Origin of the sequence: Nonomuraea sp. B10E15 (assembly GCF_039871615.1) — a bacterium.
GTDB lineage: Bacteria > Actinomycetota > Actinomycetes > Streptosporangiales > Streptosporangiaceae > Nonomuraea.
The window spans coordinates 401,911-417,085 of sequence record NZ_JBDPMB010000004.1; the positions used below are offsets into that span (position 1 = coordinate 401,911).

At 69.9% G+C, this 15,175-nt stretch carries 17 protein-coding genes; 1 reads left to right on the top strand and 16 read right to left on the bottom strand.

Annotated elements, in window-relative coordinates:
* Nucleotides 1-25: 25 nt before the first annotated feature.
* The 4 genes from ABGB14_RS17470 to ABGB14_RS17485 all read right to left on the bottom strand — a co-directional run bounded on the left by ABGB14_RS17470 (nt 26) and on the right by ABGB14_RS17485 (nt 3,522).
* A complete protein-coding gene (locus ABGB14_RS17470) occupies nt 26-682 on the bottom strand; it encodes a DUF1961 family protein (RefSeq protein ID WP_347644706.1) in 657 nt (218 codons plus the stop codon).
* 77 nt (nt 683-759) lie between these two features.
* The gene (locus tag ABGB14_RS17475) at nt 760-1,782 is read right to left on the bottom strand and encodes a substrate-binding domain-containing protein (RefSeq protein WP_347644707.1); all 1,023 of its coding nucleotides are present in this window, start codon (nt 1,780-1,782) and stop codon (nt 760-762) included.
* Between the two features lie 269 nt (nt 1,783-2,051).
* Nucleotides 2,052-2,663, bottom strand: coding sequence for a Uma2 family endonuclease (locus tag ABGB14_RS17480; protein ID WP_347644708.1), 612 nt, complete (start codon nt 2,661-2,663; stop codon nt 2,052-2,054).
* Nucleotides 2,664-2,850: 187 nt separating this feature from the next.
* Entirely contained in the window at nt 2,851-3,522 is a 672-nt protein-coding gene (locus ABGB14_RS17485; RefSeq protein ID WP_347644709.1) for an acVLRF1 family peptidyl-tRNA hydrolase, read from the bottom strand.
* Here ABGB14_RS17485 and ABGB14_RS17490 point away from each other — a divergent pair.
* Complete coding sequence (locus ABGB14_RS17490; RefSeq protein ID WP_347644710.1) at nt 3,521-3,649, top strand: hypothetical protein; 129 nt, start codon at nt 3,521-3,523, stop codon at nt 3,647-3,649. The two genes, ABGB14_RS17485 and ABGB14_RS17490, sit on opposite strands and share 2 nt — an antisense overlap.
* Nucleotides 3,650-3,700: 51 nt before the next feature.
* On the opposite strand, the gene hisG is transcribed toward ABGB14_RS17490, so the two are convergent.
* The 12 genes from hisG to ABGB14_RS17550 all read right to left on the bottom strand — a co-directional run bounded on the left by hisG (nt 3,701) and on the right by ABGB14_RS17550 (nt 15,100).
* The gene (gene hisG / locus ABGB14_RS17495) at nt 3,701-4,546 is read right to left on the bottom strand and encodes an ATP phosphoribosyltransferase (protein ID WP_347644711.1); all 846 of its coding nucleotides are present in this window, start codon (nt 4,544-4,546) and stop codon (nt 3,701-3,703) included.
* Nucleotides 4,547-4,608: 62 nt separating this feature from the next.
* Entirely contained in the window at nt 4,609-4,872 is a 264-nt protein-coding gene (locus ABGB14_RS17500; protein WP_132593280.1) for a phosphoribosyl-ATP diphosphatase, read from the bottom strand.
* Nucleotides 4,873-5,280: 408 nt separating this feature from the next.
* On the bottom strand, nt 5,281-7,059 hold the full coding sequence (locus ABGB14_RS17505; RefSeq protein WP_347644712.1) for a DEAD/DEAH box helicase: 1,779 nt from the start codon (nt 7,057-7,059) through the stop codon (nt 5,281-5,283).
* A gap of 305 nt (nt 7,060-7,364) precedes the next feature.
* Entirely contained in the window at nt 7,365-7,724 is a 360-nt protein-coding gene (locus tag ABGB14_RS17510) for a metal-sulfur cluster assembly factor (RefSeq protein WP_347622244.1), read from the bottom strand.
* A 61-nt stretch (nt 7,725-7,785) separates the two neighbouring features.
* Nucleotides 7,786-8,226 carry a Fe-S cluster assembly sulfur transfer protein SufU gene (gene sufU / locus ABGB14_RS17515; protein ID WP_132333233.1) on the bottom strand — a complete coding sequence of 147 codons (441 nt, stop codon included), beginning with the start codon at nt 8,224-8,226 and terminating at the stop codon, nt 7,786-7,788.
* A gap of 2 nt (nt 8,227-8,228) precedes the next feature.
* Complete coding sequence (locus ABGB14_RS17520) at nt 8,229-9,485, bottom strand: cysteine desulfurase (RefSeq protein ID WP_347644713.1); 1,257 nt, start codon at nt 9,483-9,485, stop codon at nt 8,229-8,231.
* On the bottom strand, nt 9,482-10,228 hold the full coding sequence (gene sufC / locus ABGB14_RS17525; RefSeq protein ID WP_347644714.1) for a Fe-S cluster assembly ATPase SufC: 747 nt from the start codon (nt 10,226-10,228) through the stop codon (nt 9,482-9,484). Before sufC ends, ABGB14_RS17520 begins: the two co-directional genes overlap by 4 nt.
* A gap of 5 nt (nt 10,229-10,233) precedes the next feature.
* Nucleotides 10,234-10,554: a non-heme iron oxygenase ferredoxin subunit gene (locus ABGB14_RS17530; RefSeq protein WP_347644715.1), complete on the bottom strand. Its 321-nt coding sequence runs from the start codon at nt 10,552-10,554 to the stop codon at nt 10,234-10,236.
* Nucleotides 10,551-11,675, bottom strand: coding sequence for a Fe-S cluster assembly protein SufD (gene sufD, locus ABGB14_RS17535; RefSeq protein ID WP_347644716.1), 1,125 nt, complete (start codon nt 11,673-11,675; stop codon nt 10,551-10,553). The genes ABGB14_RS17530 and sufD overlap by 4 nt, the downstream gene beginning before the upstream one ends.
* A complete protein-coding gene (gene sufB, locus ABGB14_RS17540) occupies nt 11,675-13,087 on the bottom strand; it encodes a Fe-S cluster assembly protein SufB (RefSeq protein WP_347644717.1) in 1,413 nt (470 codons plus the stop codon). Before sufB ends, sufD begins: the two co-directional genes overlap by 1 nt.
* Nucleotides 13,084-13,782: a metalloregulator ArsR/SmtB family transcription factor gene (locus ABGB14_RS17545; RefSeq protein WP_347644791.1), complete on the bottom strand. Its 699-nt coding sequence runs from the start codon at nt 13,780-13,782 to the stop codon at nt 13,084-13,086. Before ABGB14_RS17545 ends, sufB begins: the two co-directional genes overlap by 4 nt.
* Before the next feature lie 91 nt (nt 13,783-13,873).
* The gene (locus ABGB14_RS17550; RefSeq protein WP_347644718.1) at nt 13,874-15,100 is read right to left on the bottom strand and encodes a multidrug effflux MFS transporter; all 1,227 of its coding nucleotides are present in this window, start codon (nt 15,098-15,100) and stop codon (nt 13,874-13,876) included.
* Between the last annotated feature and the right edge of the window lie 75 nt (nt 15,101-15,175).

Consider the following 15,175-nt stretch of genomic DNA (forward strand, 5'->3'; position numbering starts at 1 on the left):
AAATTAGTGTTGAATCGACTCAAAGTCAATGACGCGAAATCCGGAGATTTCCGTACTCGCCGATGAGCGGGGCCATCTGCCGGAACCCGATCTTGCCTCCAGCCAGGGCAGGCCCGCCCACAGAACCGTCGTCCGTCCACCGGAACGAGACCAAATCGTTGACCGAGAACGTGACCTCACCACCGCGTACGTCAATGCGCATCGTGTACGGGCCGTCGGCGTCGAGCACCGAGGGCAGCGGGTCGGCCCCCTGCGCGACCAGGTGGAACCCGTGGCTCTTGCGCAGGTTGCAGGTGTGCAGGGCGCGCTCCGACGCCCACATGCGGCGGAAGTAGGAGACGTGATAGGCGTCGATGTCGCCGTGGTGGTACTGCTCGTAAGGGCCGGTGCGGGCGGCCAGGCCGGGGTCGAAGAGGTCGGCGCCGTTCCTGCCCCTGGCGTGGAAGAACATGATGGCCAGGCCCGGCTCCCTGATCGGCAGGAAGTCCCACTCGATCCGCACGTCGGCGGGAAGGTCCGCGGGACACCACAGCACGACGTTGGCCGCCTGGCCGTCGGACCGCGGCCTGCGGCTCTCCAGGCGCATGCGGCCCTGGGGGAAGGACGTGACCCCGTCACCCTCCATGCGGAAGCCCACCAGGTCTTCCGGGCAGGCCAGGGCGTTGCGGTAGAGCTCGGTCAAGAGGGCTCCTCTCAGAGTCGCGGCGCCCCGGGCGCGTGCGGAGCCCTCGGTCGTGGGGCCCCGCCGGATGAAACGGTTCAGGAATGGAGGCGATAGGGCGCGCTGGACTCGCGGATCACCAGGTCGGGCTGGAAGATGACCTGCCGGTGCCGGTGCTGCTCGGGCTCGGCCACCTCTTCGAGCAGCAAGTCGATGGCCGTGCGCCCCAGCAGCTCGCGCGGCTGCCGCACCGACGACAGCGGCACCGCGGCCGCCGCGGCGAAGTCGATGTCGTCATAGCCGATGATGGCCAGGTCGTCGGGCACGCGCAGTCCGTGCGTGGCCATCGCCTGGAGCAGGCCGAGCGCCATCATGTCGTTGGCGCAGAAGGCCGCCGTGGGCCGCTCGGCGGCCGGCAGCTCCGCCAGTCGCTCGCCGATCGCCCGGCCCTCTGAGACGGTCAGCGTGGGGGCGGTGGCGGTGAGCAGCTCGACGTCGCCTCCGGCCGCGGCCACCGCCCCGGCCACGCCCGCGTGCCGGTCGGCCACCTGTTTGACCGACATCGGCCCGCCGACGAACATGATGCGCCGGTGCCCGCGCTCGACGAGGTGCGCGCCGGCGATCTGCCCGCCCAGCCGGTCGTCGACCGCCACCGAGCACTGCAGCCCGGTGGCCGGGCTGTCGACCAGCACCACGGGAGTGCCCCGGTCGGCCAGCTCCTCCAGCCAGGGCGTCTCCGCCTCGACGGGGGTGATCAGGATGCCCATCACCCGCTGCTGTTCGAGCTGGTCGAGGTGGCGGCGCTCGCGACCGGCGTCACCGGCGCTGTTGCACAACACCACCATCGTGTCGTGGTCGTCGGCCACCGACTCGGCGCCCTGGGCCACGTCCACGAAGAACGGGTTGGCCACGTCGAGCACGACGAGCCCGACCGTGCGGCTGCGGCCCACCCGCAGGTGGCGGGCCACCTCGTTGCGGACGAACCCCAGCTTCTTGATCGCTTCGAAGACGCGTTCGCGGGTGGCGGGCGACACGATCTCCGGACGGTTGAGCACATTGCTCACCGTGCCCACCGAGACGCGCGCCAGCTGCGCGACCTCCTTGATGTTCCTGGTCGCCATCGATCCTCACGAGGCCGTGCCGCTGTAAGTGCATGAGCCGCAACCCGGACGTGGTCCGCGGACGCGGCCACCTGCAGAAACCGCTGCCTGCCGGCGGGGGCGGCCGGACACCGCCCACCGTGAACCCGGCCATCATAGCGGCAATCAAGATTGAATTGAATCGTCTCAACCGGGCCGAACGTGCGGTGGCCCCGCCCGCCTGCGCGAGGCGTGGTCCGGATGGGTACGTTCCCCGTCTCCTGGGTGCGAGGTCGTGGCTTCGACGAGCTCTAAGGCTCGGTGAAGACAGCGGTGTCGAGGTCGAAGCCGACCGGGTCGGGGATGCGCACGGTGGATCCCATGGCGACCCGGGTGACGGTTTGGTACTCGCCTTCTTTGGCGTCGCTGAGCACGGTGACGGTGGGTGGTACGGCGATCGGGTCGACCAGCATCATGACGGGTACGCCGCCCGCGGCGTACATGCGAGGCTTTTTCACCCGATCGTCTTCTACGCTGCTCGGCGAGATCACCTCGGCCACCATCAGCAGACCCGAAGACATCAGCTCCCGCTCGCCCCGGCGACGGCAGTCGGGCGGGGCGAGCACGAAATCGGGCTCGACCGGGGTCCGAGGTCCATCGACGCAGACATCCACATTGCCCGCGAAGCCGTCCCAGCCGCGTTGGACGAGCAGAGGAAGCAACGCACGGTAGATCAGCATCGCGATTCTTGCATGCTCGGGGGTGCCGACGGGGCTCACGATCAATCTCCCATCGATGACCTCGGCGCGGAGGCCGGGAAGGGACGGCAGCGCATCGAAAAGCTCGCGGGCTGTGGCGGGGAGACGTGCGGTGTCGGTCTCGGGCGTGAGCCTGCAGGGGCGCCTGCGTGATGCCATGACCATGTTGGGCTCCCTACGTGTTCGTACAGTTACGAAAGGTATCGCATGGTCGAGGTGCCACACAGCCGACCGGTAGGGCTGCTCGCTGTCACGACGAGCCTTTGCCGCCGCCTCCCGCCAGACCCGGATGCTCGTCATCGATCAGGCGGCTGAGGAGCGCCACCTGATCCCGCCCTGGGAGGGACCCGGCCTATTCGGCGCTGACGCCTGAAGGATCCACCACACGGACGCGGACCGCGCGGAACGTGGCCGGAGTGTCCTTCAGCACCGCCAGTTTCGGGTCGGGCACCACCAGGAACGGCTCGGTCTCCAGGGCCAGCAGGGGCGCGAGCCGCCGGTCGTGCCGCAGGCCGCCGACCGCCCGCCGGTCCCCGCCGAGCACCACCGCGTCCAGCTCCGCCAGGTGCGGCGAGAGAACCCGCACCGCCGTCGCCACCGCGTCGTCGAACGCCTCGGCCGCCTGCTTGCGCCGCCTCCGGGCGTAGCGCTGCTGGGACCATCCCCCGGCCGCCGTGCGTCCCTGCACCAGCCGTGACCCCACCTTCGACGCGACCAGCGCGGAGCCGTGGAAGACGCCGGCGGCGTACCCGCCGAGCCGCACCAGGAACACCCCCACCCGCCGCTCCGCCGACGCGTGGGCGACCAGCCGGGTGACGTGCGGCGGCCCAGGGGGCGACATGGGCGGGAAGGGCACGTGCAGCTCGGCCAGCGCGCCGTCGTCGGCGAGCAGCCGGACCACCCGGTCGTCCCCCGAAGGGGAGAAGGGTCCGTGGCGGCCGGCGAACCCGTCGATCCACGGATGCAGGCGCTCCGGCGGCACGGTCACCCACCGGCCGCCGCCGCTGGCCGGACGCGCGCTCATGATCCGAAGGTTAGCCGACACCATCATGGCCGGGCGGCGCGCCCACGGGCGGGAGGAACTCAGTCGCCGCCCGGGCATCGTCCGCGTCCCCGACCTGATCCGGCAGGTCACGTCGACCAGAAGCTGACGACGCGGCCCCGCGGCGTCAGGGTCTCCCCGGCGCGTGCCCAGGCGAGCGTCAGAGGCGGCAGGCGTAGATGTCGGTGACCAGGATGGCCCGCGCGCCGATGTCCCAGAGCTGGTCCATCACCTGCTGGTGGCCCTTGCGCCGGACCATCGCCCGCACGGCCACCCACCCCTCGCGGTGCAGCGGGGAGACCGTCGGCCCCTCCATGCCGGGGGTGAGGGCGATGGCCTCCTCGATGCGCTCGGCGCGGATGTCGTAGTCCATCATGACGAAGTCGCGGGCGTGCACGACGCCCTGGAGGCGGCGTACGAGCTGGTCGAGGCCCTGCGCCTCCGGCGTGCTCTGCCGCTTGATCAGCACGCCCTCCGAGCGCATGATCGGCTCCCCGAACACCTCGAGGCCGACGTTGCGCAGCGTGGTGCCGGTCTCCACGACGTCGGCGACGGCGTCGGCCACGCCCAGGCGGATCGCGGTCTCGACGGCGCCGTCGAGCTTGATCACGCGTGCGTCGACGCCCTGGTCGGAAAGGTATTTGTCGAGCAGCCCCGCATAGGAGGTGGCGATGCGCCGGCCGTCGAGGTCTTTGACCGACGCCATCGTGCCCGCCATGGCGGCCAGCCGGAAGGTGGAGCCGCCGAAACCGAGCGGCATGATCTCCTCGACCGGCGCGCCCGAGTCGATCAGCATGTCGCGGCCGGTGATGCCGGCGTCGAGGGTGCCCTCGCCGACGTAGACGGCGATGTCACGGGGGCGCAGGAAGAACAGCTCGCAGCCGCTGGCCTCGTCGACCACGACGAGCTCCTTGTTGTCCCTGCGCGGCCGGTAGCCGGCCTCTTTGAGCATGGCTTGGGCGGCCTCGCTGAGGGCGCCCTTGTTGGGTACTGCCAGACGCAGCATGTCAGGTCCTTAGTCGTCTTTGTCGCTTCTCCAGGGCTTGCCGGTGACGGGCGCGTCGCGCCCTAGAGATGCTTGTAGACCTGGTCGAGCCCGATGCCCTTGGCGATCATGAGCACCTGCACGTGGTAGAGCAGTTGTGAGATCTCCTCGGCGGCTCTGTCGTCCGACTCGTGCTCGGCGGCCATCCAGCTCTCGGCGGCCTCCTCGACGACCTTCTTGCCGATGGCATGGACGCCGGCGTCGAGCGCGGCCACGGTGCCCGAGCCCGCGGGCCGGGTGGCGGCTTTCTCTGACAGCTCGGCGAACAGCTCTTCGAAGGTCTTCATGGTCTCTCTCGTCGATTGGCTGACGTGCCTGTCAAGCCTAGTCTGCGCCAGGCACTGGCGCCGCCCGGTGTCCGCCACGCGGGACGCCTGCGCCGACGAGAAGGACACATCGGACGATTCATCGCACTGTACCTCAACCATGATGATCGGCCCGCGAAGGCCCCGGCCCGGCCGCGGACAGGCAAGCAGTGAACATCCGGGTGCCGATGCCGGTGCGGGCACGGCACGGTGCTGTGCGTCGCCGGGCTCGGCGCGCTCCCCCACGGGCGCCTTCCAGGCGTTCGAGGCCGTCCACGTCGACTCCAGCGGTGCTTCACCCGCGGCATCGCCCTCAGCGCTCCCAAGGGCTGGAACGGCGCTGCCCGCCGCACCTGGTGAGGTGCGGCGGGCAGCGCGTGGTCACAGGCGTCAGCGCTCGTAGCGACCGGAGTTGCGGCGGTAGCCGCCCTTGCCGCGCTCACCCGGGCGGTAGCCGTCACGCGGCCCCCGGTCGTCCGGGCGCCCGCCGCCGGAGCGGTAGCCGTCGCGCGGCCCGCGCTCGTCGGTGCGGTAGCCGCGCTCGCGGTCGGCCGAGAACGGGCGGCCGCGGTCGGAGGAGTAGCGCGGCCCCGTGCCGGCACGATCGTCGGAGCGGAACCCGCCCCGCTGGCCGCGGTCGTCCTGGCGGTAGGGGCGGTCGTCGGAACGGTAGCCGCCGCGCGGCCTGCCGTCACGAGGCTCCTGGCCCCGGCTGAAGGGACGCTCGCCCTCGGCGTGCCTGCGCGGACGCCGGTCACCGTCGAAATCCCTGCGCGGACGACGGTCGTCACCCGACGCGAAGGGCCGCTCGCCGCCCTCGTCGTGGCGGCGCGGACGCCGGTCGCCGTCGAAGTCGCGGCGCGGGCGGCGACCGCGGCGCTCGGAGCCGTTGTGGCCGCCGTCGCGGCGGGGCCGCAGCGGCTTGCGCACGTCGGGCTCCCAGACGGGGACGGCCTCACCGCTCGGCGTGCGGGCCCCGGTGACCTCGGCGAGCCTGGGGTGGCCCGGCGTGACCTTCAGGCGGAACGGGTGGATGCCGGCGCGCCGGGTGAGGGCGTCGGTCGAGCGCCGCTCGTTGGGCAGCACCAGCGTGACCACGGTGCCCTTCTCGCCGGCGCGGGCCGTGCGGCCGCCCCGGTGCAGGTAGCTCTTGTGGTCCTGCGGCGGGTCGACGTGCAGCACGAGGCTGATGTTGTCGACGTGGATGCCGCGCGCCGCGACGTCGGTGCAGACGAGCACGCCGATGGAGCCCTCGCGGAACTCGGCGAGGATGCGGGTGCGCTGGTTCTGGCGCTTGCCGCCGTGCAGGCCGCCCGCCTTGACGCCGACCCTGGCCAGCTGCTTGCAGAGCCGGTCGACGCCGTGCTGGGTGCGGACGAAGATGATCGTACGGCCCTCGCGGTTGGCGATCGCGGCCGTGACGTCGAACTTGTCGTCGCGCGTGACCTGCAGCACGTGGTGCTCCATGGTGTCGACCGGAGAGGTCGCGGGGGCCACGGAGTGGGTGATCGGGTCCTTCAGGAAGCGCCGTACGAGCTTGTCGACGTCGCCGTCGAGCGTGGCGGAGAACAGCAGCCGCTGCCCGTCGGCCGGCGTCTGCGCGAGCAGCTCGGTGACGACGGGGAAGAAGCCGAGGTCGCACATGTGGTCGGCCTCGTCGAGGACGCTGACCTCGACGTCGGACAGGGAGCACTCGCCCTGCCTGATCAGGTCGCCGAGGCGGCCGGGGGTGGCGATGACGACGTCGACGCCGCGCCGCAGCGCCTCGATCTGCTTGCCCATGGACATGCCGCCGACGACGACCTTCATGCGCAGCCCGAGGCCGCGGCCGAGAGGCTCGAGAGCGTCGTGCACCTGGAGCGCGAGCTCTCGGGTCGGCACGAGGATCATGGCCTTGGGGCGGCCGGGGGCGGGCCGCACGCCCGCGATGCGGGCCATGGTGGGCAGGCCGAAGGCGAGCGTCTTGCCGGAGCCGGTCTGGCCCCGGCCGAGCACGTCGTGGCCGGCGAGCACGTCGGGGATGGTCGCGCTCTGGATGGGGAAGGGGCTGTCGAAGCCCAGCTTGGCCAGCCCGGTGACGAGCGGCTTCGGCAGGCCGAGCAGCTCGAACTCGGAAGGGCCAGGCTCGGGAGTGGTCTCGCCGAGCTCGGGCATGACAGCGTCAAGCATGGTCACGAAAGTCGTGCCTTTCCGTCGAAGTGGCGCGTCACTTCTGCGAAAGGACGAGCCGGGACGTACGGCGCTGGCCGTACATGTTCAAGGGCACCCGCCGTCGGGGCGGGTCGAGAATGAGGGGGACACACCGGGGCACCGGCCGCAGGCGGCGCTAGACGCGCAATGAGACGTCGGGTGCGTCTGGTGCCAACGCCGGGATGTTATCGGATATTCCCCGGATGGGTCCGGACCTTCCAGAACCCGCTCTGGCACACACTGAAACGGCCGACGCTTTACGCCAGCCGTGACAGCAGCAAAGATCAGACGTTAAAGCCTAGCATACGCAGTTGCTCGCGACCCTCGTCGGTGATCTTGTCAGGCCCCCATGGCGGCAACCAGACCCAGTTGATCTTGACATCGGAGACCATGCCGTCCAGCGCGGAGTGGGCCTGGTCCTCGATGACGTCGGTCAGGGGGCAGGCCGCGCTGGTCAGCGTCATGTCGATGGTCGCCACCGGCTGCCCGCCGTCGGACGGGTCGAGGTTGAGCCCGTAGATGAGGCCCAGATCGACCACGTTGATGCCGAGCTCGGGGTCGACGACGTCCTTCAGCGCCTCCATGACCTCGTCGACGCTCGTGTCACCGTCGAAGCCGGTCGGGGTCTCCACTGGCTTGCTCATGACATCTCCTTCGCCGTCGTGAGTGAACCGCCGGGTCGCATCATGCCTTCGTCGCGCTCACTCACGTGGCAGCGCTCCTCACTACAGCGTCTTTGTAGGCCATCCAGGAAAGCAACGCACATTTCACCCGTGCCGGGAATTTGGCGACGCCCGCGAACGCGACCGCGTCGCCGAGCACCTCCTCGTCGGCCTCCACCTTGCCCCTGCCCTGCATGAGCCGGGTGAACTCGTCGACCACGGAGAGCGTCTCCTCGACCGTCGAGCCGGTGGCCAGCTCGTGCAGCACGGACGCGGCCGCCTGGCTGATCGAACAACCCTGGCCGTCGTAGGAGACATCGAGAATCTTACCGGCGTCGCCCACCTTGACCCTGAGCGTGATCTCGTCGCCGCACGTCGGGTTCACGTGGTGAACCTCGGCGTCGTACGGCTCGCGCAGCCCCCGCCCCTGCGGATGCTTGTAGTGTTCCAGGATCAGCTCCTGGTACATCGACTCGCCGATCATGGCTATGCGAACACCTTCTGAACGTGATGGAGGCCACGCACCAGGGCGTCGATCTCGCCCGTGGTGTTGTACAGATAGAACGACGCCCGCGTGGTCGCCGGTATTCCGAAGCGTAGATGCAGGGGGCGCGCGCAGTGGTGCCCCACGCGGACGGCGACGCCGAACTGGTCGTCGAGAATCTGACCCACGTCGTGCGGGTGGATGCCCTCCAGCGTGAACGCCAGCGTGCCGCCGCGCTCCTCAAGCGTGTCAGGACCGATGAGACGCAGGCCGGGCACCTCGCGCAGGGCGTCGAGCGCGTGGGCCGTCAGCGCGCGCTCGTGGGCCTCCACGGCCTCCATGCCGACGCCGGTGAGGTAGTCGACGGCCGCGCCAAGCCCGATGGCCTCGACGATCGGCGGCGTGCCCGCCTCGAACTTGTGCGGGATGGGCGCGTACGTCGAGCGGTCCATCCAGACCGCCTCGATCATCTCGCCGCCGCCCAGGAACGGCGGCATCGCGTCGAGCACCTCGGCCCTGCCCCACAACACGCCGATGCCCGAGGGGCCGACCATCTTGTGACCGGTGAAGGCCACGAGGTCGGCGCCGAGCCCGGCCACGTCCACCGGGTGGTGCGGCACGGACTGGGAGGCGTCGAGCAGGACGAGCGCACCCACCTCGTGGGCCCGCGCGGCCACGGCGGCGACCGGGTTGACGGTGCCGAGCACGTTGGACTGGTGGGCGATCGAGACGATCTTCGTCCGCTCGGTGATGAGGCCGGGGTCGTAGTCGAGCCGCCCGTCGCCGGTGACCCCGAACCACTTCAGCGTCGCGCCGGTGCGCTGCACGAGCAGCTGCCACGGCACGATGTTGGAGTGGTGTTCCATCTCGGAGATGACGATCTCGTCGCCGGGGCCGAGCGTGAACCGCGGATCGGTGGCGGCGGGGTTGCCGAAGGAGTAGGCGACGAGGTTGAGCGCCTCTGAGGCGTTCTTGGTGAAGACCACCTCGTCGCGCGAGGGCGCCCCGATGAAGCCCGCGACCTTGTCACGGGCGCTCTCGTAGGCGTCGGTCGACTCCGCGCCCAGCACGTGCATCGCCCGGCCGACGTTGCTGTAGTGGAGCGCCAGGTGGTCGCGCATGGTCTCGATGACCTGGTTGGGCTTCTGCGAGGAGTTGCCCGAGTCGAGGTAGACGAGCGGTCGCCCGTCGGGCAGCTCGCGGGAGAAGACCGGGAAGTCCTTCCTGATCTTCTCCACGTCCAAGCCGTCGTATGTCATGCAGACGCCTTCGTGTACTGCTCGTAGCCCTCCGACTCGAGCTTGTCGGCCAGCTCGGGGCCACCCTCCTCGACGATCCTGCCGCCCGCGAAGACGTGCACGAAGTCGGGCTTCACGTACCGCAGGATGCGCGTGTAGTGGGTGATCAACAGCACGCCGGTCTCGCCGGTGGCGCGGAAGCGGTTGATGCCCTCCGACACCACGCGCAGCGCGTCGACGTCGAGACCGGAGTCGGTCTCGTCGAGCACCGCGATCTTCGGCTTGAGCAGCTCGAGCTGGAGGATCTCGTGGCGCTTCTTCTCGCCGCCGGAGAAGCCCTCGTTGAGGTTGCGCTGGGCGAAGGCGGCGTCGATGGCCAGCGCGTCCATGCCGTTCTTCAGGTCCTTGGCGAACTGGCGCAGCTTGGGGGCCTCGCCCTGGACGGCGGTGACCGCCGAGCGCAGGAAGTTGGAGACCGACACGCCGGGGACCTCGACGGGGTACTGCATGGCCAGGAACAGGCCGGCGCGGGCCCGCTCGTCGACCGACAGCTCCAGCAGGTCGACGCCGTCGAGCAGCACCTCACCGCCGGTGATGGTGTATTTCGGGTGACCGGCGATCGCGTAGGCGAGCGTCGACTTGCCCGAGCCGTTGGGGCCCATGATGGCGTGGGTCTGGCCGGACTTCACGGTCAGGTTGACGCCGCGCAGGATTTCCTTGTCCTCGACGGCGACCTTCAGGTCACGGATCTCTAGGGTGGACATGTCTTCTATGACTCCTTCGAGAGCGAGACGAGGACGTCATCGCCGTCGATCTTGACTGTGTATACGTTCACCGGCCGGGTCGCGGGCGGGCCCGTGGGCTTGCCCGTACGGACGTCGAAGCACGAGCCGTGCAGCCAGCACTCCAGCGTGCCGTCGTAGACCTCGCCCTCGCTGAGCTTCACCTCGGCGTGGGAGCAGACGTCGTGCAGGGCGAAGACCTCGCCGCCCCTGCGCACGAGCGCGACGGGGGTCTCCCCCACCTCGACGCCGAGCACCCCGCCGTCGGGGATGTCGTCGAGCGCGCACACCTTCTCGAATGCGGTCATCGGGCCAGCTCCGCCTCCACCGCGCCGAGCACGCGCTCGCGGATCTCCTCGACCTGGATCTTCTCGATGAGCTGACCGAGGAAGCCCCTGATGACCAGGCGGCGGGCCTCGTCGTAGGGGATGCCGCGGGCCTGGAGGTAGAAGATGTGCTCGTCGTCGAGGCGGCCGGACGCGGAGGCGTGCCCCGCTCCCGCGACCTCGCCGGTGAGGATCTCCAGGTTGGGCACCGAGTCGGCGCGGGCGCCGTCGGTGAGGATGAGGTTGCGGTTGAGCTCGTAGGTGTCGGTGCCCTCGGCCTCCACCCTGATGATCACGTCGCCGATCCAGACGGCGTGCGCCTCCTCGCCCTGCAGGGCGCCGCGGTAGTCGACGTTGCTCTTGCAGTTGGGCTGCGAGTGGTCGACGAGCAGGCGGTGCTCCAGGTGCTGGCCGGCGTCGACGAAGTAGACGCCCGACAGGTCGGCGTCGCCGCCGGGAGCGGTGTAGGACACGCTGGGCGACAGGCGTACGAGGTCGCCGCCGAGCGTCGCCACGAAGCTGCGGAAGGTCGCGTCCTTGGCGAGCTGGGCGTGGTGGTGGGAGACGTGGACGGCGTCGTCCTCCCAGTCCTGCAGGCTGACGACCTTGAGCGTGGCGCCGTCGCCGACGACGAACTCGACGTTGTCGGCGTAGATCGCGTGCCCCTGGTGCTCGATGACCACCACGGCCTCGGCGAGCGGCTCCACCTTGACCACGATGTGGCCGAACGTGGCGCCGTCGAGGCCGCCGCCGCGCACCTCGACGCGGATCGGCTCGTCCGGCGTGGCCTCCTTGGGCACGGTCACGACCAGCGCCTTCTCGAAGGCGGAGTAGGCCTGCGCGCTGACCCGGTCGGCCGGCACGTAGGCCTGGCCGATGCGGGGGTCGCCGCGTCCCACCCACTCGGCGGTGACGCCGGCCGGGGTGGAGACCTGGGTGAGCGCCTGACCCGTGATCTCTGCCTTGCCGTTGTGCAACCCCTTCAGGCGCGAGAGCGGCGTGAACCGCCACGCCTCCTCGCGCCCGGTCGGGACGGCGAAGTCGGCCAGGTCGTAGGACGCCTTCTCGTGCAGGGTCGACAGGGGCTTCTCGTTCAGGCCCATCAGCCGACGGCTCCTTCCATCTGCAGCTCGATCAGCCGGTTGAGCTCGAGGGCGTATTCCATGGGCAGCTCGCGCGCGATCGGCTCCACGAAGCCGCGCACGATCATGGCCATCGCCTCGTCCTCGTCGAGCCCGCGGCTCATGAGGTAGAAGAGCTGGTCCTCGCTGACCTTGGAGACCGTGGCCTCGTGCCCCATCGACACGTCGTCCTCGCGGACGTCGACGTACGGGTAGGTGTCGGAGCGGCTGATCTGGTCGACCAGCAGCGCGTCGCACTTGACGGTGCTGGCGCTGCCGTGGGCGCCCTCCTCGATCTGCACGAGACCGCGGTAGGAGGTGCGGCCGCCGCCGCGCGCCACCGACTTGGAGATGACGCTGGAGCTCGTGTGGGGCGCCAGGTGCACCATCTTGGAGCCGGCGTCCTGGTGCTGGCCCTCGCCGGCGAACGCGACGCTCAGCGTCTCGCCCTTGGCGTGCTCGCCCATGAGGTAGACGGCCGGGTATTTCATCGTGACCTTGGAGCCGATGTTGCCGTCGATCCACTCCATGGTCGCGCCCTCGTACGCCACGGCGCGCTTGGTGACCAGGTTGTAGACGTTGTTGGACCAGTTCTGGATGGTCGTGTAACGGCAGCGGGCGTTCTTCTTGACGATGATCTCGACGACCGCGCTGTGCAGCGAGTCGGAGGAGTAGATCGGCGCGGTGCAGCCCTCGACGTAGTGGACGTAGCTGTTCTCGTCGACGATGATCAGGGTCCGCTCGAACTGGCCCATGTTCTCGGTGTTGATCCGGAAATAGGCCTGCAGCGGGATCTCGACCTCGACGTTCGGCGGCACGTAGATGAACGAGCCACCCGACCACACGGCCGTGTTGAGCGCGGCGAACTTGTTGTCGCCCACCGGGATGACCGAGCCGAAGTATTCCTTGAAGAGCTCTTCGTGCTCCTTCAGGCCCGTGTCGGTGTCGACGAAGACGACGCCCTTCTCCTCGAGGTCCTCACGGATCTTGTGGTAGACGACCTCGGACTCGTACTGGGCGGCGACGCCGGCGATGAGGCGCTGCTTCTCCGCCTCGGGGATGCCGAGCTTGTCGTAGGTGTTCTTGATGTCGGCGGGCAGCTCGTCCCAGGACGTGGCCTGCTTCTCGGTCGAGCGTACGAAGTATTTGATGTTGTCGAAGTCGATGTCCGTGAGGTCGGAGCCCCAGGTCGGCAGCGGCTTCTTGTCGAACAGGCGGAGGCCCTTCAGGCGAAGGTCGAGCATCCACTCCGGCTCGTTCTTGAGCGCGGAGATGTTGCGGACGACCTCCTCGGACAGGCCACGCCTGGCCGTCGAACCGGCGGCATCCGAGTCGGACCAGCCGAACTTGTAATTCCCGAGGCCTTCCAGCTCCGGGCGGTCGGTGACAGTCACCTTCCGGTCTCCTTGCTCTTGTCTCTATGTGCGGATTCGCCCAGCGTCTGCGGGCTCACGTGTGTCGTGCAGACCCCGTCGCCGTGAGCGATCGTGGCCAGGCGCTGCACCGGGACGCCGAGCAGCTGCGCGAACGCCTCCGTCTCGGCCTCACACAGCTGCGGGAACTCCGCCGCCGCGTGTGCCACCGGGCAGTGATGCTGGCAGAGCTGGTCGCCCCCCGACTTGGCCTTGCTGGCCGAGGCGGCGTACCCCTCCGCCGACAGCGCCTGCGCCAGCACCTGCACGCGCTGGTCCGCCGGCACCGTCCGCATGGCCGGCTCCAGCCGCCTCAGCAGGCTCGAGACCTGCGAGCGGGCGAAGTCGGCCACCGCTTCCTCTCCCATGCGCTCGGCCAGGAAACGCAGCGCGCTCCCGGCCAGGTCGTCATAGGCGTGCTCGAAAGCACTGCGCCCCGCGTCGGTGATGGCGAACAGCTTGGCCGGCCGCCCGCGACCGCGCTGGCCGCGCGGACGCGCCATGCGAGGCTCGATCATCCCGTCGGCCAGCAGCGCGTCTAGGTGCCTGCGGACGGCGGCGGGCGTGAGCCCGAGCCGCTCGCCGAGCGCTCCGGCCGTGACGGGACCATGCTCCAGAATCAGCCTGGCCACACGGGCGCGGGTGCCGCGCTCGTTACCGGGCTCGCTCAGGTGCATGTTTTTCACAACATCAGTGTGCCGTAATTCCTTCCCGCTTCACAAACGGATCCGGAAACGGGGCGAATGCAATTTCTCACGCAGGGTAGGCTTACCTAACTTGCGGGCGGCCCAGGGCGGCGAAGGTCAGGGCCGAGCCGAGGATGAGCGCCAGCATGACACAGGCCATGGGCACGGCACTGGCGGATCCGACCAGCCCGACCAGCGGGGCCGCGACCGCGCCGAGCGCGAACTGCAGCACGCCGAGCAGCGCGGAGGCGCTGCCCGCCACCTGGGCGGGCTGCGAGGCCAGCGCCAGCGCGCCGGTGCCCGGCAGCACCAGGCCCTGGCCGAGCATGATGACGAACAACCCGCCGACGATGTACCACAGGCCGAGCCCGGCCAGCGCAGCCGACAACAGCAGCGCGGCTCCGGTCAGGCCGATGGCCAGCCCGACGAGCACCAGCCGGGCCGGCGGCACCCGCCCCGACAGCCGGCCGCCCAGCTGGGCCGTGGCGGTGAGGGCCAGCGCGTTGAGCCCGAAGATGAGGGAGTACTGCTGGGGCGTGGCGCCGTACACCTCCTGGAGCACGAACGGCGAGCCGGAGATGTAGCTGAACATCGCCCCGAACGCGAGCCCGGCCGTCAGGGCGGAGCCCATGAACGGGCGGTCACGCAGCAGCCGCCAGAACGTGCGCACGGTGTGTTTGAGGCCGCCGCTCTCGCGCTCGGCCGCGGGCAGCGTCTCGCGCACGCCCGCCAGCATGGCCAGCAGCAGCACCAGGCCGATGAGGCTGAGCACCACGAACACGCCCCGCCACGACGTGAACGCCAGCAACTGGGCGCCCGCGATCGGCGCCAGGATGGGAGCCAGACCGCTCACCAGCATGAGCGTGGCGAAGATGCGGGCGATGGCGGCGCCGTCGTACAGGTCGCGCACGACAGCCCGCACGATGACCAGCGCCGCGCCGCCCAGCATGCCCTGCAGCAGCCGGAACGCGATGAGCATGGGCACCGACGGCGCGAACGCGCACAACAGCGAGGCCGCCATGAATCCGGCCACGCCCACCATCAGCGGCACCCTCCTGCCGCGCACGTCGCTGACCGGCCCGGCGATCACCTGGCCGACGGAGACGCCGATGAGGCAGGCGGTGAGGGTGAGCTGCACCTGCGCGGGGGCGCTGAGCATCTCGGAGGTGATGGCGGGCAGCGCGGGAAGATACATGTCGATGGAGAGCGGCCCGATCGCCGACAGCGCCCCGAGGATCAGCAGCAGCAGCCCGCGGCGGCCCTTTCGCTCATGAACGACGGCGGCGGACGTGGCCTCTGCCACGGACATGGATGCCCCTCTCCCTCGCGGACCGGTGGCCCACGAGGGCCGAAGGATCAAACCAGTGCCGGCTTCTCCTAATTC

Bases quoted from the DNA above. Each gene is read 5' to 3' on its own strand.
- ABGB14_RS17505 (WP_347644712.1), bottom strand. From the start codon at position 7,059: ATGCTTGACGCTGTCATGCCCGAGCTCGGCGAGACCACTCCCGAGCCT.
- sufD (WP_347644716.1), bottom strand. From the start codon at position 11,675: ATGGGCCTGAACGAGAAGCCCCTGTCGACCCTGCACGAGAAGGCGTCC.
- sufC (WP_347644714.1), bottom strand. From the start codon at position 10,228: ATGTCCACCCTAGAGATCCGTGACCTGAAGGTCGCCGTCGAGGACAAG.
- ABGB14_RS17475 (WP_347644707.1), bottom strand. From the start codon at position 1,782: ATGGCGACCAGGAACATCAAGGAGGTCGCGCAGCTGGCGCGCGTCTCG.
- sufU (WP_132333233.1), bottom strand. From the start codon at position 8,226: ATGATCGGCGAGTCGATGTACCAGGAGCTGATCCTGGAACACTACAAG.
- ABGB14_RS17510 (WP_347622244.1), bottom strand. From the start codon at position 7,724: ATGAGCAAGCCAGTGGAGACCCCGACCGGCTTCGACGGTGACACGAGC.
- ABGB14_RS17550 (WP_347644718.1), bottom strand. From the start codon at position 15,100: ATGTCCGTGGCAGAGGCCACGTCCGCCGCCGTCGTTCATGAGCGAAAG.
- ABGB14_RS17545 (WP_347644791.1), bottom strand. From the start codon at position 13,782: ATGCACCTGAGCGAGCCCGGTAACGAGCGCGGCACCCGCGCCCGTGTG.
- ABGB14_RS17530 (WP_347644715.1), bottom strand. From the start codon at position 10,554: ATGACCGCATTCGAGAAGGTGTGCGCGCTCGACGACATCCCCGACGGC.
- ABGB14_RS17485 (WP_347644709.1), bottom strand. From the start codon at position 3,522: ATGAGCGCGCGTCCGGCCAGCGGCGGCGGCCGGTGGGTGACCGTGCCG.
- ABGB14_RS17480 (WP_347644708.1), bottom strand. From the start codon at position 2,663: ATGGTCATGGCATCACGCAGGCGCCCCTGCAGGCTCACGCCCGAGACC.
- ABGB14_RS17490 (WP_347644710.1), top strand. From the start codon at position 3,521: ATGATCCGAAGGTTAGCCGACACCATCATGGCCGGGCGGCGCGCCCAC.
- hisG (WP_347644711.1), bottom strand. From the start codon at position 4,546: ATGCTGCGTCTGGCAGTACCCAACAAGGGCGCCCTCAGCGAGGCCGCC.
- ABGB14_RS17520 (WP_347644713.1), bottom strand. From the start codon at position 9,485: ATGACATACGACGGCTTGGACGTGGAGAAGATCAGGAAGGACTTCCCG.
- ABGB14_RS17500 (WP_132593280.1), bottom strand. From the start codon at position 4,872: ATGAAGACCTTCGAAGAGCTGTTCGCCGAGCTGTCAGAGAAAGCCGCC.